Genomic DNA, 16,332 nt, shown 5'->3' with positions numbered 1-16,332 from the left:
CCCGATCCTGCTTTTTGCTTCATGAAAGAAACTCCGAATGGCTCTCCAACTCAAGATCATAATTGCCAGCACCCGGCCCGGCCGCGTCGGCCCAACCGTTGCCCGCTGGGTGGAGGACTTTGCCAGGGAGCAGGGCAAGTTCGACATCGAACTGGTTGATCTGGCCGAGGTGGGACTGCCGCTGTTTGATGAACCCAAGCACCCCATGCTGCAGCAATACGAGCATGAGCACACCAAGCGCTGGAGCAAGACCGTCGGGGAGGGGGACGCCTTTGTGTTCGTGACCCCCGAATATGATTATTTCCCCCCAGCTTCGGTGGTCAATGCCATCCAGTATCTGTCAAAGGAATGGACGGGAAAGCCCGCAGGCATCGTCAGCTATGGCGGCGTGTCGGCCGGCCTGCGGGCCAGCCAGGTGCTGCGCCAGCTGTTGAGCAATCTCAATGTCGTGGCGCTCAGCCAGTCCGTGCCGATCCCGTTTACCGCCAATTTCCTGGGCGAGGACGGCGTGTTCCGACCCAATGAGCCAATGGTGCAAGGCGCCGGCCTGATGTTCAATGAGCTGCATAAATGGGCCGTGGGGCTCAAGAATATGCGCGAGGCACAGGCGCAGGCATAAGCCGGGGCCGCTGGACCAAGGCATGGGGCTTGGGGGGCGGGTCGCTCCCCAAGCTTGTGGCTAGTGACCGAAGGCCGGCCCTTCGGCGCAGGGGTCGCCCCGCGTGACCGGCGGAGGGCGGAAACCCAGGGCAAGGCGGCCCGCACTGGCGAGCCAGGTTGTTGCCCGCCGGTGCCAGCCATCACCACCGCCCAAATGCGCCGGCTTAGCCGCCGCGACAGGGGCGGGGCGTTCCCACTCATCGAAGTAAACTGATTTGAAGAGATAGCTTGGAGGGATCATTATCGCACTACTCCTTGAATCGGTTCAACCCGAGGACGTGAGTGCGGGTTGAATCGGTTCAAATTAGCATTGCGATTGCCGGCGTCAACCCGATTTGAACCGATACATCTTTTTTGCTAGTGGTGAGGGAAGGAGTTCTTCGTGGTCAAACCGCCGGTCACCATAAAACTGAGGGATGTAGCGGCGGCCGCCGGTGTGTCGCAGGGCACGGCATCCAATGTGTTCAGCCGACCTGAACTCGTCCGGCAAGAGGTGCGCGAGCGCGTGCAAGCCGTTGCCAAGGAGTTGGGCTATGGCGGACCGAGCCTGAAGGGGCGGCTGCTGCGGGCGGGCAAGGTCAATGCCATCGGGGTCGCTGCGGTTGAGCCGCTGTCATATTTCTTTGAGGATCCGTGGGCCCGCAGCCTGCTCGCGGAGATGTCCGAAATCTGCGATCGGCGCGGCGCCGGCATGGCGCTGGTTTCGGCGGTGAACCGGGAAAAGTTGGCCTGGAACATCGAAACGGCTTTAGTGGACGGATTTGTGCTGCTGTGTGTGGAGGGCGGGCACGAACTGGTGGCGCTGACGCGCAAGCGGGACCTGCCTTTCGTGGCGCTGGCGCTGGGAACAGGCGACGACTCCATCCCTGCGATCGGGATCGACAATATTGCCGGCGCGGCGATGGCGGCGCAGCACCTGGTGGAACTAGGCCACCGGCGCTTTGCGGTGCTGAGCACCGAGCTCAAAGAGGGACATGCGGGCCCGGTAGGGGAGGCGGAGATCGCCGCGGCAATTTATTCCACCTCGCGCGACCGTATGCTGGGCTATTGGCAGGTCCTGGACGGTACCGGCATTGCCCGCGCTGACGTGCCGGTGCATGAAACCCGCAATGAGCCGGCCAGCGTATGGGCGGCGCTGGAGGCAGTGTTCACCGGGGCGACCAAACCAACGGCCTTGCTGTGCATGTCGGACCGGATTGCCATTCTCGCTTTGGACTGGCTACGCGAGCGCGGGCTGCGCGTGCCTGAGGATGTTTCGGTGGTGGGTTTTGATGGCGTGCCTGAAAGCGCCGCGGCGCAGCCGCCGCTGACTACGGTGCAGCAACCGCTGGCGGATATTGCCCATCGGGCCGTGGCGGCGATCCTCGACGGGCCGGTGGAGCGCCAGGTGGTTCCGCTGTCGCTGGTGGTCCGCGGCTCCACGGGAGCGCCGCCGCCATAGCGCTTGCCGGTGCCCGAACGGGCCAGTATCACATCCCACAGATGTGGAGATGATCGATGAAACTGTTGTCGGATGCATTGGACCGGGTGGCGCCTTCGGCCACGGTGGCCATCACGCAAAAAGCGCGCGACATGGTGGCCGCGGGCAAGGACGTGATTGCCCTTTCGGCGGGGGAGCCCGATTTCGACACCCCGCTGCACGTGCGCGAAGCCGGGATCCGCGCCATCAATGAGGGCAAGACGCGCTACACCAATGTGGATGGGATCGCCGAGCTCAAGGAAGCAGTGGCGGCAAAATTCCGGCGCGACAACGGGCTCGATGTTCGGGCCGATGAGTGCTTTGTGGGCTCGGGCGGCAAGCAGATCATTTTCAATGCCCTGATGGCGACGCTGAACCCCGGCGACGAAGTGGTGGTGCCGGTGCCGTTCTGGGTGAGCTATCCCGAAATCACCCGATTTTGCGGCGCCGAGCCCGTGCTGGCGCGGGCCGATGCCTCGACCGGCTTCAAGCTCAAGCCCGAAGTGCTGGAACAGGCGATTTCGCCCCGCACGAAATGGTTGATCCTCAATACCCCGTCCAACCCAACGGGCGCAGCCTATTCGGCCGAAGAATTGCGGGCGCTGGCGCAGGTGCTGCTGCGCCATCCGCAGGTGATGATCCTGACCGACGACATCTATGAGCCACTGGTTTATGACGGGCGCCAGTTCGCGACCATTGCCCAGGTGGAGCCGGCGCTGCGCGAGCGCACGCTGACTATGAATGGCGTCAGCAAATCGCACGCGATGACGGGCTGGCGCATCGGCTATTGCACCGGGCCCAAGCCGCTGCTGGCGGCGATGACCAAGCTGCAAAGCCAATCCACCACCAATGCCTGCTCGATTTCGCAATGGGCGGCGGTGGCGGCGCTGAATGGGCCGCAGGAGTTTCTCAAAGACTGGCGGGCGGCGTTCCAGGCGCGGCGCGACCTTGTGGTCGAGGGGCTGAACGCGGCCGCGGGTGTCGAGTGCTTGGTGCCGGAAGGCGCGTTTTACGTGTTCCCCTCCTGCGCTGAATTGCTGGGGCGCACCAGCGGCGGCGGCACCAAGCTCGAAACGGACGAGGACTTCGTCTTGGCGCTCCTGGCCGAAACGGGGGTGGCGCTGGTGCATGGGGCCGCGTTCGGGCTGCCCGGGCATTTCCGGCTGAGCTATGCGGCGGCGGATGCGCAACTGCGCGAAGCGGTGGCGCGCGTGCAGCAGTTCTGCGCCGCAGTACGCTAGACCAAAAGAGTTGTGGGGGTGCCGGCCAGTGCTGGCGCCCTAGCGATCAACGAAGCGGGTGGGGCAAAAAAAAGGGCCCCATCCGAAGATGGGGCCATGGATAGGGCCGAAGCCAAATCGCTAGTAATGGTCCCGCGCAAGGGAGGAGGAGATGCGCCGGACCGGGTGGACCCAAGCCGAGGGAGGAGGATACGGCTTGAACCCGGTGTCGGGCAACGCAGGTCCGAGGGAGGAGGAAACGGACGGCGTCGCAGCGACAAGGACGTATATAGATAGCCCGATCAGTTAGTGCAACGCGGAAGAGCGAATAGGAGCTATGCGTTAGGCACAGCGACAATGTGTCCACTAAATAAGCAGGCGCATTGCTCGGCGTTGCAACCCGCCGGAACAGGCGAAAAAAAAGCCCCATCCGAAGATGGGGCTGATGATAGGGCCGAAGCCAAATCGATAGTGATGGCGAAGCGCAAGGGAGGAGGAAAGCGCTTCACCGATGGACCGGGATCGAGGGAGGAGAATCGATCCAAATCCGGCGTCGCGATGCGGGGTCCGAGGGAGGAGGATTCGGAGGGCGCCTCAGCGACAGGTTCAATATGAGGGAGAGCCGGCCCGCCAGCAATGCGCTATGGGTCATGCCAGCCATGCGCCACATGCAGGCGCTACACGATCACAATTGTGGGTTTTGGAGCCGGAAGCGCCCGGCGTGCTGCAGAAAGATTCGCGATTGTTGCGCTGGGCGCGCAGCGTCATTCCGCGGGAATATTTGGGACTGACAGGGCGTTAGATGGGTAGGGGCCCAGACCGTGTCGCTGGCGGGGCAGGTCCGCCCAGCGATGGGTATTTGGAAGGCGCATCCGACAGTGAACGCGTTCGCCCGCTAAAAGCTCCACTCGCGCGCTTTGCCGACGATGAAGTCGCGGAAGACGCCAACGCGCTTGGAGTTCTTCAGCGCGGGAGGGTAAACAAAGTATGCTTCATAGGCCGGTAGCTCGATTTCGGGCAAAACCTGGACGAGGCCGCCGTCTTCCTGCTCGGTGACATAGTCAGGCAGCATGGCGATGCCGATGCTGGCCTGGCAAGCCTGGAGCATCCCGTAGATCGAATTGACCTTGAGCACCGCACGGCGCGGGCTGGAATCGCTGCGGCCCATGCGCTCGAGGAAGTTGAGTTCGGGCAGGTAGGACGGCACGGGCTCGCCGAAGCTGATGATGCGGTGATCGTCGAGCTGCTCGGGGCTGTTAGGGGTGCCGAATTCGCTCAGATACTCAGGCGTGGCATAGAAGTGGTTATGCACGGTGAACAGCTTGCGCTGGATCATCTCGGACTGATTGGGACGATGCAGGCGAATGGCGACGTCGGCTTCGCGCATGGCCAGATCGAGCTCGGCGTCGTTTAGACGGATCTCGAGCTGGATCAGCGGATACAGGCGGATGAACTCGTTGATGCGCGAGGACAGCCAGGTGGAGCCGATGCCCACGGTGGTGGTGACGATCAGCGGGCCGGTGGGCTCGTCCTGGGATTCGGACATCTGGGTTTCCACCTGCTGGAGTTCCCAGTGCATGCGGTGGGCGGTGCGGAACAGCTGCTCGCCGACTTCGGTCAGCACGAGGCCGCGGGCATGGCGGATAAAGAGTTTAAGCCCAAGATCGTCTTCGAGGGCCGAAATCTGGCGGCTGACGGCCGATTGGCTCATTCCCAGTTTTTCGGCGGCGTGGGTAAAACTGCCCGACTCTGCGGCGGTATGAAAAATCCGGAGCTTGTCCCAGTCGAGCATTACACAGTGCTTTCTTCTTAGTGGGTGGTCTACTCCGCCGCTTCGGCGAGTTCGTGTTCGGCCAGGAACCGTTCGGCATCGAGCGCGGCCATGCAGCCCATCCCCGCTGCAGTGATGGCCTGGCGATAAACGTCGTCGGTGACATCGCCGGCGGCAAACACGCCGGGGATGTTGGTCTGGGTCGTGCCGGGCTGGACCTGCAGATAGCCGCCCGGCTTCATGTCGAGCTTGCCGGCAAAGATCGAGGTCGCGGGCGAATGGCCGATGGCGACGAACACGCCGTCGATCGGCTGGGAATAGGTGCGGCCGGTCTTGAGGTCGCGCAGGGTCACCGCGTTGACCGAAGGGGGCATGGCGCTGCCATGGACTTCGTCGATCTCGGTGTTCCAGCGTACTTCGATCTTGGGGTTCTTGAACAAGCGATCCTGCAGGATGCGCTCGGCCCGGAACTCGCTGCGGCGATGCACGAGAATGACCTTGGAGGCGAAGTTGGTGAGGAAGAGCGCTTCCTCGACTGCGGTGTTGCCACCCCCGACTACGACCACTTCCTTGTTGCGATAGAAAAAGCCATCGCAGGTGGCGCAGGCGGAAACGCCAAAGCCCTGGAATTTCTGCTCGGAGGGCAAGCCGAGCCACTTGGCTTGGGCGCCGGTGCAGATGATGACGCTGTCGGCGGTGTAGGTCGTGCCGCTGTCGCTGTGGAGCACAAAGGGGCGGCGGTCGAAATCGACGGAGGTGATCACGTCGTTGACGATGCGCGTGCCGACATGCTCGGCCTGCGCGCGCATCTGGTCCATGAGCCAGGGGCCCTGGATGACGTCGGCAAAGCCGGGATAGTTTTCAACATCAGTGGTGATGGTGAGCTGGCCACCGGGCTGGATGCCCTGGATCATCACGGGCTCCAGCATGGCGCGCGCCGCGTAGATTGCAGCGGTGTAGCCGGCCGGACCCGAACCGATGATGATGACTTTAGCGTGCATCGCAACGCTCTCCCCAGAGTACGAGGCCTCCCTTGGCCTCAGTTAAAGGCCGAAGTGCGGGCGGTTTCAAGGCCGCCAACACGGCGGGGGCAATTCAGCTGGGGCTGTGCACCGAAAAAGCACAGCCTGCACCAGCCTTTGCTCGCTAAACAGGCTTAGCTGTAGCGGATTTTCAGGATTTCATAGGAGCGCGAGCCACCAGGGGCCGCCACTTCAAACGAATCGCCGACGGATTTGCCGATCATCGCCTTGGCGATGGGCGAGGAAATGGAGATGCGGCCACCCGAGGCATCGGCCTCTGGATCGCCCACGATCTGATAGGTCTTTTCCTCTTCGGTGTCCTCGTCGACATAGGTGACGGTGGCACCAAACTTGACGGTGGAGCCCGAGAGCTTGGAGACATCGATGATGTCGGCCAGCGCCAGGATCGATTCAAGCTCCTGGATACGCCCTTCGTTCAGGCTCTGCTGTTCCTTGGCAGCCGAATATTCGGCATTTTCGGAGAGATCGCCATGGGCGCGCGCTTCGGAGATGGCGTCGATGATGCGACGGCGCTCATTGGCAGTGCGGTGCTCATATTCAACGGTGAGGGCCTTGTGACCAGCCACCGTCATCGGGATCTTGTCCATTCGTATCGCCTCCAGGGCAAATGCAGGTGTCTTCCAGCCAAAACCCGTTCGGCATCCGCTTCACGACTAGTTTTCGGGGAAGATGGTTCAAATTGCCCGCCAGACGCGTTGCGGTCAAGCGGGTGACGCTCAAGAACATGGGGTGTCCACACGTGCGTTCAAGCTCCGCCCTGGTGTCAAGAGGAGGTTTGCCAATGCGCCGTCTTTCCGCAACACGATGTTCTTCCGTCATTATTGGGCTGTTTGCACCTGGGCGTCGCGCTGCCGGCTAGCATTCGCGCGCGCCGCTCGGGGAAGGTGCGGATAAGCGAGGGGTTGCGCCCGTCGGCAAAAGCCCAGCGCCCAGGGATGGCGGCTGTTGGGTTTGGGTCTCAGCGCAAAGCCGCAACAAAAAAGCGCATCCGGTGGGATGCGCTTCCTATCGGTTGGGGGATTGTTGAGGTCAGGAGGCGACGAGATTGTCGGCGGCGGATTTGCCGGTGCGTTTGTCCTTGACGATCTCGTAGGTAATCTTCTGGCCCTCATCCAGACCGTTCAGGCCGGAGCGCTGAACCGCCGAGATATGGACGAAGACATCGGTCCCGCCTTCGTCGGGCTGGATGAAGCCGTAGCCCTTTTGACCGTTGAACCACTTTACGGTGCCAGTTGCCATGATGCGCGTTCCCTCGTGCAGTCGCTGCTGTAGGCGGCCTTGGTCACAGCGACCAAGACTTGGTTGAATCGAATTGTCGGATAATGACGTCAGCAGGAGCGAATGGTATTCGCATGATCAGATCAGTCGGCCGCTTTATTCGATGAGGGGAGCTTAGCTCTAAACAATGGGGGGTTCAATACAGCGAATGATCGTGCCGAAGCACCCGGCCAAACATTCGTTTTGGCTAGGGCAGGAGCAACATGGCTCTAGTGCTTGGCATAGACTTGCGCGCTGCCAAGGCGGGAACTGAAGACGGCTCCGTAAGGGACCCAATGCTCGACAGCAGCAAAAAGCTGCAGGCGATGAAAAGATGTTAGCTCAAATGCATCCCAATGTAACCCTTTTGCGCAAAGCGTGTTCTTGCTTTTCGTCAAGAAATCCGTCACATCCGCCCTCCATCACCTCCATTCAGAGATCGTATACGCTTGACCAAGGCGTTCCAGAGTTCGGGCGACATGATCGCCGACCGACGTGCCGGTTTCGCACGACTCCTATCCGAAGAAGGCGATCACCACGCAGCTGCAGAGGTGATGGCGCAAACCCTGGAACTGGCGCCCGATTGGGCCGGGGGCTGGGACCTGCTGGGCACCTACTGCGAGAAGGCGGGCGATGTGAGCGGGGCCATTTCGGCCTGGCGGCACCTCGAAGCGCTGGACGACGAGGGGGTGTTCGGCACCGCCCTCAAGCTTTCGGCCCATGGTGCCGCGGTCGCAGCCGCGGGGACGGCAGTGAGCTATGTGGAAGCGCTGTTTGATCAATATGCGCCGCGGTTCGAGGCGTCGCTGGTGGGCAAGCTTGGCTACCAGGTGCCCGAACTGCTCGATGCAATGATCGAGCAGGAGATGGCGCGGCAGGGGATCGGGCGCTGGACCCTGGCGCTGGACCTTGGCTGTGGCACGGGCCTGATGGGCGAGCGGCTGCGAGGCAAGGTCGAGCGGCTCGACGGGGTCGATCTTTCCGCTGCCATGGTCGCGACAGCCCGGCGCAAGAACATTTATGATCAGCTGGAAAAGGACGAGCTTGTCCGGTTCCTCCAGCGCCGGCCAATCGAGGCCGATCTGATCACCGCGGCCGATGTGCTGATTTATTGCGGCGCGCTGCCCCCGGTGCTCAACGCCATGGTGGGAGCACTCAAGCCGGGTGGGCTGCTGGCCTTTTCGCTCGAGGCGCATGAGGGCGAGGAGCCGATGTTCTTGCGCCCGTCGCTCCGCTATGCGCATGGGGTTGCGGCAACGCGGGTGGCCCTTGCCGATGCGGGCCTGCATGTGTGTCAGTTTGAGACCGCGACTCTGCGCCAAGACCGCGGCGCGCCAATTGCCGGTATGCTGGTGGTGGCGCAAAAGCCCGATCCGGCCCAGCTTGAGGATGAAGCATGAATACGCTGCGTTATGATTTCCGCTCCGACACGGTGACCCGTCCTTCCCCCGGTATGAGGGCGGCGATGGCGGCGGCGGAAGTGGGGGACGATGTTTATGGCGATGACCCGACCGTGCAGCACCTCGAGCAGCGGATGGCAGCGCTGCTGGGCAAGGAAGCGGCGCTGTTCGTGCCGTCGGGGACAATGTCTAACCTGCTTGCCTTGATGAGCCATTGCGGGCGCGGCGACGAGTTCATCGCGGGGCAAAACGCGCATTGCTACATGTTCGAAGCGGGCGGGGCGGCCGTGCTGGGCTCGATCCAGCCCCAGCCCATTGCCCACCAGCCTGATGGGACGATGGCGCTCCATGACATCGCGGCAGCCATCAAGACTGACGACATGCATTTTGCCCGCACCCGGGTGATTGCGCTCGAAAACACCTTTGGCGGCCGGGTGCTGCCGCTCGCTTATATGGATGAGGTGGCCGAGCTGGCGCGCGAGCGCGAGCTGGGGTTACATCTTGATGGCGCGCGGGCGTTCAATGCCTGCGTGGCGCTGGGGATCGAGATCTCGGAGTTTGCCGCACCGTTCGATACGGTGTCGATTTGCCTGTCCAAAGGGTTGGGCACGCCGGTTGGGTCAGTGCTGGTGGGAACCGGCACGCTGATCGAGAAAGCGCGGCGCAATCGCAAGATGCTGGGCGGCGGGATGCGGCAGGCCGGCATTCTAGCGGCGGCGGGGCTTTATGCGCTGGAGCACAATGTGGAGCGGCTGGCCGAGGATCATCGCCGGGCCAAGCAGCTGGCAGAGGGGCTTGCGAGTTTTGCGGACCTCAGTGTGCCGATGCCGGACACCAATATCGTCTTCGTGAAGGCTGATGCCGAGCTCGAAAAGGCGATGACGCAGTTCCTGGGGGAGCGCGGCATTGCGGTCGGTGGGCAATATGGGCAGCAGCGCTGGGTGACGCATCTGGATATCGACGACGAAGCCGTGGACGGCGCTTTGGCGGGGGTGCGCGAGTTTTTCGGGGGCTGAGACGTAGGGGCGGGAGCACAAGCCGCCGCCCCTTTGATTTTCACCCCAGGGCCAGGCGGATGGCCCTTTCCACCGGGGAGTAGTTGTTGTCTGCCCGCTCGAGCTGGAGGGGTTCGGCGGGCAGGAGTGGCGGCTGGGCCATGAACTTGACCGTTTTGCCGCGGTGGATCTGGGCGGCGTGGACGAGGAACGGGTGGCACAGATAAACCGTGCCCGCGGGACCTGTGGCGAGGGCCTCGCGACCGGTGTCGAACCAGTCAGGCCGGTCCGTCAGCATGTCGCGCAAGCTGCGTCCGTCTTCCCCAGCCGGAGCCAGATAACGGGCGACTTCGAGATGCGAGCCCGGGCGAATGCGGGTGGGGGCATCGTCCGCCCCGACATCGGAGAACAGGAACAACATCAAGAGCGCACGGCCGCGCGAGTTGATGTTGGCGCGCCATTCGAGGAAGTCCGGGTTGTCGTCGCCAAAGCTCGCATCGATGTGCCAGCCGGTGTCGCCCTCATCCTGGGGATTGGGGAAGCGGACCGGGAAGGTGCCGAGGCCGCCCCGTGGCAACCAGCGACCGGGGCCGACGAGCTGGTTATAGGCGGCCCTCAGTGTTGGCGTGTTGACGGCTTCGCGGAACGGCGGCTGGGAGAACTCGCCGAGCCGGATTACCGGTTTGGTCCAGGTAGCGGGATCATCGGGATTGCAGCCGGTGGCGGCCCAGAGGATGGCTCGGGCCCCGGCGGCGAGGTCGGCGGGAAAGGCATTATCGATCCGCACAAAGCCGTCGGTGATGAAAGCCGTGATCTGCGCTGGTGTGAGCGCGTTGGAAGTTTCGGGCATTGAGATGTCCATGAGTTCGCGTGGCCGCACGGCGGCCTGGAGGCGGCTGGGCCGCCAGTGTGTGCCTCAGGAGGCGCCGATCAGGCGCGCAGGAACACGGCGAACTTGTTGGACAGGATCATCATCATGGTGAGCCAAGGATAGCAAAAGCGGCGCCGAGTGCAAGCGGGCGCCAGGCTAGAGGTCTTCGAGCACTTCGGCGATCCAACCCTTGGGGTCGGCGGTGAAATCACGGTAAAGCCGGAAGTGGCGGGTATCGGCGAGCCGCACCGGGGCAAGGCCGTCGCGGGTGATTTCGAGGAGGGTGGCGCCGGGGAGCGCCATCAGCAGGGGCGAGTGGGTGGCCATGATGATCTGGGCGGTGGCGTTCTGGCCCAGGCGATGGAGCAGGCGCAGCAGTTCGCGCTGGCGCTGGGGCGAGAGGGCGCTTTCAGGTTCGTCGAGGAAATAGATGCCCTGGCGGGTCATGCGGCTTTCAAAGAAATCAACAAAGCCCTCGCCATGGCTTTGCGACAGGTAGTCCGGGGCTGCGCCACCGGCGTCGATGGCTGCGGCATCGAGATAGCGGGCGACGGAATAAAACGACTCGGCGCGAAAGAACCAGCCATTGGTGACCTTGGGGAGCCAGGAGGCGCGCAGCACGTCGGTGAGGAGGGCGCCGCTGCGGTCGAGGGCGCTGGAATGGTCGACCGGCATATAGCCCTTGCCGCCGCCCGCTTCATCATAGCCGCTGAGGGCCGCGATGGCTTCCACGAGGGTGGATTTGCCGGTGCCGTTTTCGCCCACGATGATGGTGATGGGAGTGGTGAACTCAAGGCTCCAGTCGGGATCCTGCAACCAGGGGAGGTTGAAGGGATAGCCGGAGTGGGTACCCCAATCGGGGAGTCGCCACAAGCGCTTGAGGAAGGGAGCGGGGAGGCGGGTTTGCCGGCTTTGACGGGCCAAGACCGCCTCCCTTGAGCTTTGGTTGGATGGGCAGGAAAGCTTCGCCAGATGGCGAAACTTTGGCTCCCAGCCGATCTAGTGGGCGAAGTAGTCCTGCAGCGGGCGGACCTGAAGGTTGCCGTCGCGATAAGCGAGGATACCCTGCACGGCCGCCATCGCCCCATCGATCGTGGTGTAATAGGGGATCTTGGCATAAAGCGCGGTGCGGCGGATGTCGCGGCTGTCGGAGATCGACTTCATGCCATCCGTGGTGTTGATCACCAGCTGCACGCCGCCATTCTTCATCAGATCCACAATATGCGGGCGCCCTTCGAGCACCTTGTTGATCTTGGTGGCGGCAATGCCGTTTTCCACCAGATAGCGCTGGGTGCCGCCGGTAGCGAGGATAGTGAAGCCAGCCTGCTCGAGATGGCGGGCGGTGTCGATGATCAACTCCTTGTCGTCATCGCGCACCGAGATGAAGGCGGCGCCGCTGGTGGGGACCTTGGAGCCCGCACCCATCTGCGACTTGGCGAAAGCCATGGCGAAATCGTAGTCGAGGCCAATCACTTCGCCGGTCGACTTCATCTCCGGCCCGAGCACGGTATCGACGCCCGGGAAGCGGCTGAAGGGGAACACGGCTTCCTTGACGGCGATGTGCTTGAAGGTCTTTTCCTGGAGATTGAAGCTCGCCAGGCTTTCACCGGCCATGATGCGCGAGGCGATCTTGGCAATGGGCTGGCCGATCACCTTGGCCACGAAGGGCACGGTGCGAGAGGCGCGCGGATTGACTTCGAGGAGGTAGATGACACCGTCCTTGAGGGCATATTGCACGTTCATCAGGCCGCCCACCTTGAGGGCAAAGGCGAGTTCGCGGGTCTGCCGCTTGAGCTCGTCCATGATCTCGGGGGAGAGATTTTGCGGCGGCAGCGAGCAGGCGGAGTCGCCCGAGTGGATGCCCGCTTCCTCGATGTGCTCCATGATGCCGGCAACAAAGACATCCTTGCCATCGCAAAGGGCGTCGACGTCGATTTCGGTGGCGCCGGACAGGTAGGCATCAAACAGCAGCGGGTTGTCGGACAGCACCGAGTTGATCTGGCCGGTGCGGTCATTGGGGTAGCGCTGCAGGATATCGGGCGGCACAAGACCGGTCAGGGTATCCTGCACATAGCGCTCGAATTCGCTGGCGGAATGGACGATCGCCATGGCGCGGCCGCCCAGCACATAGGAAGGGCGGATCACCAGCGGGTAGCCCAGGCGCTCGGCAACAAGGCGAGCCTGTTCAAGGCTATAGGCGATGCCGTTCTTGGGTTGAGTCAATTCGAGCTTGTTGAGGAGTTTGGAGAAGAGGTCGCGGTCTTCGGCCAGATCGATGGCGTCGGGCTGGGTGCCGAGAATGGGTACGCCAGCCTTGAGCACGGCTTCAGCGAGGTTGAGCGGGGTCTGGCCGCCGAACTGCACGATCACGCCATGGAGCGTGCCGTTCTGCTTTTCGGTGAGCAGGATCTCGATGACGTCTTCTTCGGTCAGCGGCTCGAAATAGAGCCGGTCGGAGGTGTCGTAGTCGGTCGAGACGGTTTCGGGATTGCAGTTGACCATGATGGTCTCGTAGCCGGCCTCACCGAGCGCGAAGGCGGCATGGCAGCAGCAATAATCGAACTCGATGCCTTGGCCGATGCGGTTGGGACCGCCGCCAAGGATGACGACCTTCTTGCGGTCGGTGGGACGGGCTTCGTCGGCGGGCTCGCCGGCAAAGGGTGCCTCATAGGTCGAGTACATATAGGCGGTTGGGGAGGCGAACTCGGCGGCCGAAGTGTCGATGCGCTTGTAGACCGGGCGCACGGCAAGTGACTGGCGCAGCTTGCGCACGTCCGTGGTTTTTACGCCGGCGAGTTGAGCGAGCCGCGCATCGGAAAAGCCCATGGCCTTGAGCGAGCGCAGGGTCGCAGCGTCCTTGGGCAGGCCGAACTGCTTGACCTTGGCTTCGGTATCCACGATCCCCTGCATCTGCTCGAGGAACCAGGGATCGATCTTGCAGGCGGCGTGAATGTCCTCAAGGCTGGTGCCAAGGCGCATGGCTTCGGCGACATGGAGGAGCCGGTTGGGCGTTGGCGTGCCGAGAGCGGCCTTGATGGCGTTCTTGTCTTCGCCTTCGCCAAGACCGGGAATGCCGATCTCGTTGAGGCCCGTGAGGCCGGTTTCGAGCGAGCGCAGCGCCTTTTGCAGCGATTCCTGGAAGGTGCGGCCGATGGCCATGGCCTCGCCAACCGACTTCATCGAGGTGGTCAGGCGGTTGTCGGCGCCGGGGAATTTCTCAAAGGCAAAGCGCGGGATCTTGGTGACGACATAGTCGATGGTGGGCTCAAAGGACGCCGGGGTCGCGCCGCCGGTGATGTCGTTGTCGAGCTCATCGAGCGTGTAGCCGACGGCGAGGCGCGCCGCGACCTTGGCAATGGGGAAGCCGGTCGCCTTGGAGGCGAGGGCGGAGGAGCGCGACACGCGCGGGTTCATCTCGATGACAACCATGCGGCCGTCAGCCGGGTTGATGCCGAACTGAACGTTGGAGCCGCCGGTTTCCACACCGATCTCGCGCAGCACCGCCAGCGAGGCGTCGCGCATGATCTGGTATTCCTTGTCGGTCAGGGTCAGGGCCGGGGCGACGGTGATGGAGTCGCCGGTATGCACGCCCATGGGATCGATGTTCTCGATCGAGCAGATGATGATGCAGTTGTCCTTTTTGTCGCGGACAACCTCCATCTCGTATTCTTTCCAGCCGAGCACCGATTCTTCGACCAGCACTTCGTTGGTGGGCGAGGCGTCGACGCCGGACTCGACGATGGCGAGATATTCTTCGCGGTTATAAGCAATGCCGCCACCGGTGCCGCCCAGGGTAAAGGACGGGCGGATGATGGCGGGAAGGCCAATCACTTCGAGCGCCTGCAACGCTTCGATGGTGTTGTGCGCCAGCATGGAGCGCGGGGTTTCGAGCCCGATTTTCTTCATGGCGTCGCGGAAGAGTTCACGGTCCTCGGCCTTGTCGATGGCCTCGGCGGTGGCGCCGATCATCTCGACGCCGAACTTTTCGAGCACGCCCATCTTGCGCAGCGAGAGCGCGCAATTGAGGGCGGTCTGGCCGCCCATGGTGGGCAGGAGCGCATCGGGGCGCTCTTTTTCGATGATCTTGGCGACCACTTCGGGGGTGATCGGCTCCATATAGGTCGCGTCAGCCAAATCCGGGTCGGTCATGATCGTGGCCGGATTGGAGTTGACCAGGATGATCCGGTAGCCCTCTTCCTTGAGCGCCTTGCAGGCCTGGGTGCCTGAATAGTCGAACTCGCAGGCCTGGCCGATGATGATCGGGCCGGCACCGATGATGAGGATCGATTTGATATCGGTACGTTTTGGCATGGTGCTCGCTCAACTGTTCACGTCGTAGTGGCGCGCTGCCGAGCAAAAGTGAGAACCACTTTTTCGGCAACGCTCCGAGAGCCCGGCGAGAAGGAGGGAATCGCCCGGACAGCACCTGTCTCGTGGCAAACTCGCGCGGCGGCAGCGCTGCGCGCGCGGGGTCAGATTCCAGACATGGTGGTTAGGTGGGCTGTCTAGCCGAGATGGTGGGGAAAGGGAAGGGGGTGGCAGCTCTGCATAACGCGGGGAACTGACGCGGGGCGCCTTGCCCGGGCCTGGTAAAAACTGCGCTGCCGCTGGGGTTTGGCTGCGGTGTTGCGCAAATGCGGCAAATACACGGCATGTTAAGTGGACTTGGCCAATAGTGCGGCTGGGGAGCCAGGATCGCGGCGCCCGTGAGTTCAAGTGGGCAGATCCGGCAGCAGCGGCAAAGTTCGCGGCGCGAGGGCGGCCTTCAAAGCGAGTGTATGCTGCATGCGCCTTCTTGTCGGTATTCTGATCGTGGTCGGCTGCGTCATGGGCGGCTATGCCGGCGTGGGCGGACATTTTGCGGTGTTGTGGCAGCCGTTTGAATTCATCATCATCCTGGGGGCCGCGATCGGGGCCTTCGTGATCGGCAATACCGGGCCGGTGATCAAGGGCACGCTGGGGGCTTTTGCGACGCTGTTCAAAGGCCCAAAATACAACAAGGCCGCTTATGTCGAGCTGCTGGGCATGCAGTTCACGCTGTTCAAGCTGGTGCAGGCCAAGGGCATCCTGGCGCTCGAGCCGCATATCGAAAACCCGCATGAATCGGAGCTGTTCAAGCGTTTCCCGACCTTTGCCAACAACCACCATGCGGTGGAGTTCGTGTGCGACTATCTGCGCATGGTGACGCTCGGGTCCAATAATGTCCATGAGATGGAAGCCCTGATGGATGAGGAGCTGGAGACCCACCATCAGGAGCAATATCGGATCGTGGGCGCCATGCAGGCGCTGGCCGATGGTACGCCGGCGCTCGGGATCGTGGCGGCGGTGCTGGGCGTGATCCACACGATGGGCGCGATCAGCGAGCCGCCCGAAGTTTTGGGCCACATGATCGGCGGCGCGCTGGTGGGCACGTTCTTTGGCGTGTTCGTCGCCTATGGGTTCTTTGCGCCCTTCGCCCAGTCGCTCAACAATATCTACCAGGCGGAATCGAAATACTTCCTGTCGCTCAAGGTCGGCCTGCTCGCCCATATATCGGGGCAGGTGCCGGTGATGGCGATCGAATTTGCGCGCAAGGCGCTGCTGTCGGAAGACCGCCCGAGTTTTGAAGAGGTCGATGCGGCAACGGCAAACCTGGCCGCGGCATAAGAGTAGAACG

The 16,332-nt window shown here is 62.7% G+C and carries 13 protein-coding genes; 6 read left to right on the top strand and 7 right to left on the bottom strand.

Going from position 1 to position 16,332, the window contains the following annotated elements; genetic code table 11:
* The first annotated feature begins 37 nt into the window (after window positions 1-37).
* From HRU92_RS09065 to HRU92_RS09055, 3 genes are all read left to right on the top strand, one after another.
* Complete coding sequence (locus tag HRU92_RS09065) at window positions 38-619, top strand: NAD(P)H-dependent oxidoreductase (protein WP_127753688.1); 582 nt, start codon at window positions 38-40, stop codon at window positions 617-619.
* 423 nt (window positions 620-1,042) lie between these two features.
* Window positions 1,043-2,101, top strand: a complete 1,059-nt coding sequence (locus tag HRU92_RS09060) for a LacI family DNA-binding transcriptional regulator (RefSeq protein WP_172123758.1) — start codon at window positions 1,043-1,045, stop codon at window positions 2,099-2,101.
* A gap of 56 nt (window positions 2,102-2,157) precedes the next feature.
* Window positions 2,158-3,360: a pyridoxal phosphate-dependent aminotransferase gene (locus tag HRU92_RS09055; protein WP_172123755.1), complete on the top strand. Its 1,203-nt coding sequence runs from the start codon at window positions 2,158-2,160 to the stop codon at window positions 3,358-3,360.
* An 874-nt stretch (window positions 3,361-4,234) separates the two neighbouring features.
* Here the strand turns inward: HRU92_RS09055 and HRU92_RS09050 are convergent.
* The 4 genes from HRU92_RS09050 to HRU92_RS09035 form a co-directional block, all read right to left on the bottom strand.
* Complete coding sequence (locus HRU92_RS09050; RefSeq protein WP_172123753.1) at window positions 4,235-5,131, bottom strand: LysR family transcriptional regulator; 897 nt, start codon at window positions 5,129-5,131, stop codon at window positions 4,235-4,237.
* Between the two features lie 29 nt (window positions 5,132-5,160).
* Entirely contained in the window at window positions 5,161-6,111 is a 951-nt protein-coding gene (gene trxB / locus HRU92_RS09045) for a thioredoxin-disulfide reductase (RefSeq protein ID WP_172123751.1), read from the bottom strand.
* A 155-nt stretch (window positions 6,112-6,266) separates the two neighbouring features.
* The gene (greA, locus tag HRU92_RS09040) at window positions 6,267-6,740 is read right to left on the bottom strand and encodes a transcription elongation factor GreA (RefSeq protein ID WP_127753683.1); all 474 of its coding nucleotides are present in this window, start codon (window positions 6,738-6,740) and stop codon (window positions 6,267-6,269) included.
* 442 nt (window positions 6,741-7,182) lie between these two features.
* Entirely contained in the window at window positions 7,183-7,392 is a 210-nt protein-coding gene (locus HRU92_RS09035) for a cold-shock protein (RefSeq protein WP_127753682.1), read from the bottom strand.
* A 467-nt stretch (window positions 7,393-7,859) separates the two neighbouring features.
* Here HRU92_RS09035 and HRU92_RS09030 point away from each other — a divergent pair, with 467 nt between their 5' ends.
* Both HRU92_RS09030 and ltaE read left to right on the top strand, forming a co-directional pair.
* Window positions 7,860-8,810, top strand: a complete 951-nt coding sequence (locus HRU92_RS09030; RefSeq protein ID WP_248307061.1) for a methyltransferase — start codon at window positions 7,860-7,862, stop codon at window positions 8,808-8,810.
* The gene (gene ltaE / locus HRU92_RS09025) at window positions 8,807-9,826 is read left to right on the top strand and encodes a low-specificity L-threonine aldolase (protein ID WP_172123750.1); all 1,020 of its coding nucleotides are present in this window, start codon (window positions 8,807-8,809) and stop codon (window positions 9,824-9,826) included. The genes HRU92_RS09030 and ltaE overlap by 4 nt, the downstream gene beginning before the upstream one ends.
* A 40-nt stretch (window positions 9,827-9,866) precedes the next feature.
* Here ltaE and HRU92_RS09020 read toward each other — a convergent pair whose 3' ends face one another.
* The 3 genes from HRU92_RS09020 to carB all read right to left on the bottom strand — a co-directional run bounded on the left by HRU92_RS09020 (window position 9,867) and on the right by carB (window position 14,987).
* Window positions 9,867-10,655, bottom strand: a complete 789-nt coding sequence (locus HRU92_RS09020) for a phytanoyl-CoA dioxygenase family protein (protein WP_127753680.1) — start codon at window positions 10,653-10,655, stop codon at window positions 9,867-9,869.
* 177 nt (window positions 10,656-10,832) lie between these two features.
* Complete coding sequence (locus HRU92_RS09015; RefSeq protein WP_172123748.1) at window positions 10,833-11,600, bottom strand: AAA family ATPase; 768 nt, start codon at window positions 11,598-11,600, stop codon at window positions 10,833-10,835.
* 75 nt (window positions 11,601-11,675) lie between these two features.
* Window positions 11,676-14,987, bottom strand: a complete 3,312-nt coding sequence (gene carB, locus HRU92_RS09010; protein ID WP_172123746.1) for a carbamoyl-phosphate synthase large subunit — start codon at window positions 14,985-14,987, stop codon at window positions 11,676-11,678.
* 474 nt (window positions 14,988-15,461) lie between these two features.
* Between carB and motA the strand changes: the two genes are divergently transcribed.
* Window positions 15,462-16,322, top strand: a complete 861-nt coding sequence (gene motA, locus HRU92_RS09005) for a flagellar motor stator protein MotA (RefSeq protein ID WP_127753677.1) — start codon at window positions 15,462-15,464, stop codon at window positions 16,320-16,322.
* The last annotated feature ends 10 nt before the right edge of the window (window positions 16,323-16,332 follow it).

The sequence above is a fragment of the Devosia sp. 1635 genome (assembly GCF_013185955.1).
Lineage (GTDB): Bacteria > Pseudomonadota > Alphaproteobacteria > Rhizobiales > Devosiaceae > Devosia.
The sequence above is the reverse complement of the archived record's forward strand: the minus strand, read 5'-3'. Positions and strand labels throughout refer to the sequence as shown.

Excerpts from the sequence above, each read along its gene's own strand:
- greA (WP_127753683.1), bottom strand. The coding sequence starts at position 6,740 with ATGGACAAGATCCCGATGACGGTGGCTGGTCACAAGGCCCTCACCGTT.
- HRU92_RS09020 (WP_127753680.1), bottom strand. The coding sequence starts at position 10,655 with ATGCCCGAAACTTCCAACGCGCTCACACCAGCGCAGATCACGGCTTTC.
- HRU92_RS09065 (WP_127753688.1), top strand. The coding sequence starts at position 38 with ATGGCTCTCCAACTCAAGATCATAATTGCCAGCACCCGGCCCGGCCGC.
- HRU92_RS09035 (WP_127753682.1), bottom strand. The coding sequence starts at position 7,392 with ATGGCAACTGGCACCGTAAAGTGGTTCAACGGTCAAAAGGGCTACGGC.
- ltaE (WP_172123750.1), top strand. The coding sequence starts at position 8,807 with ATGAATACGCTGCGTTATGATTTCCGCTCCGACACGGTGACCCGTCCT.
- carB (WP_172123746.1), bottom strand. The coding sequence starts at position 14,987 with ATGCCAAAACGTACCGATATCAAATCGATCCTCATCATCGGTGCCGGC.
- trxB (WP_172123751.1), bottom strand. The coding sequence starts at position 6,111 with ATGCACGCTAAAGTCATCATCATCGGTTCGGGTCCGGCCGGCTACACC.
- HRU92_RS09050 (WP_172123753.1), bottom strand. The coding sequence starts at position 5,131 with ATGCTCGACTGGGACAAGCTCCGGATTTTTCATACCGCCGCAGAGTCG.
- motA (WP_127753677.1), top strand. The coding sequence starts at position 15,462 with ATGCGCCTTCTTGTCGGTATTCTGATCGTGGTCGGCTGCGTCATGGGC.
- HRU92_RS09055 (WP_172123755.1), top strand. The coding sequence starts at position 2,158 with ATGAAACTGTTGTCGGATGCATTGGACCGGGTGGCGCCTTCGGCCACG.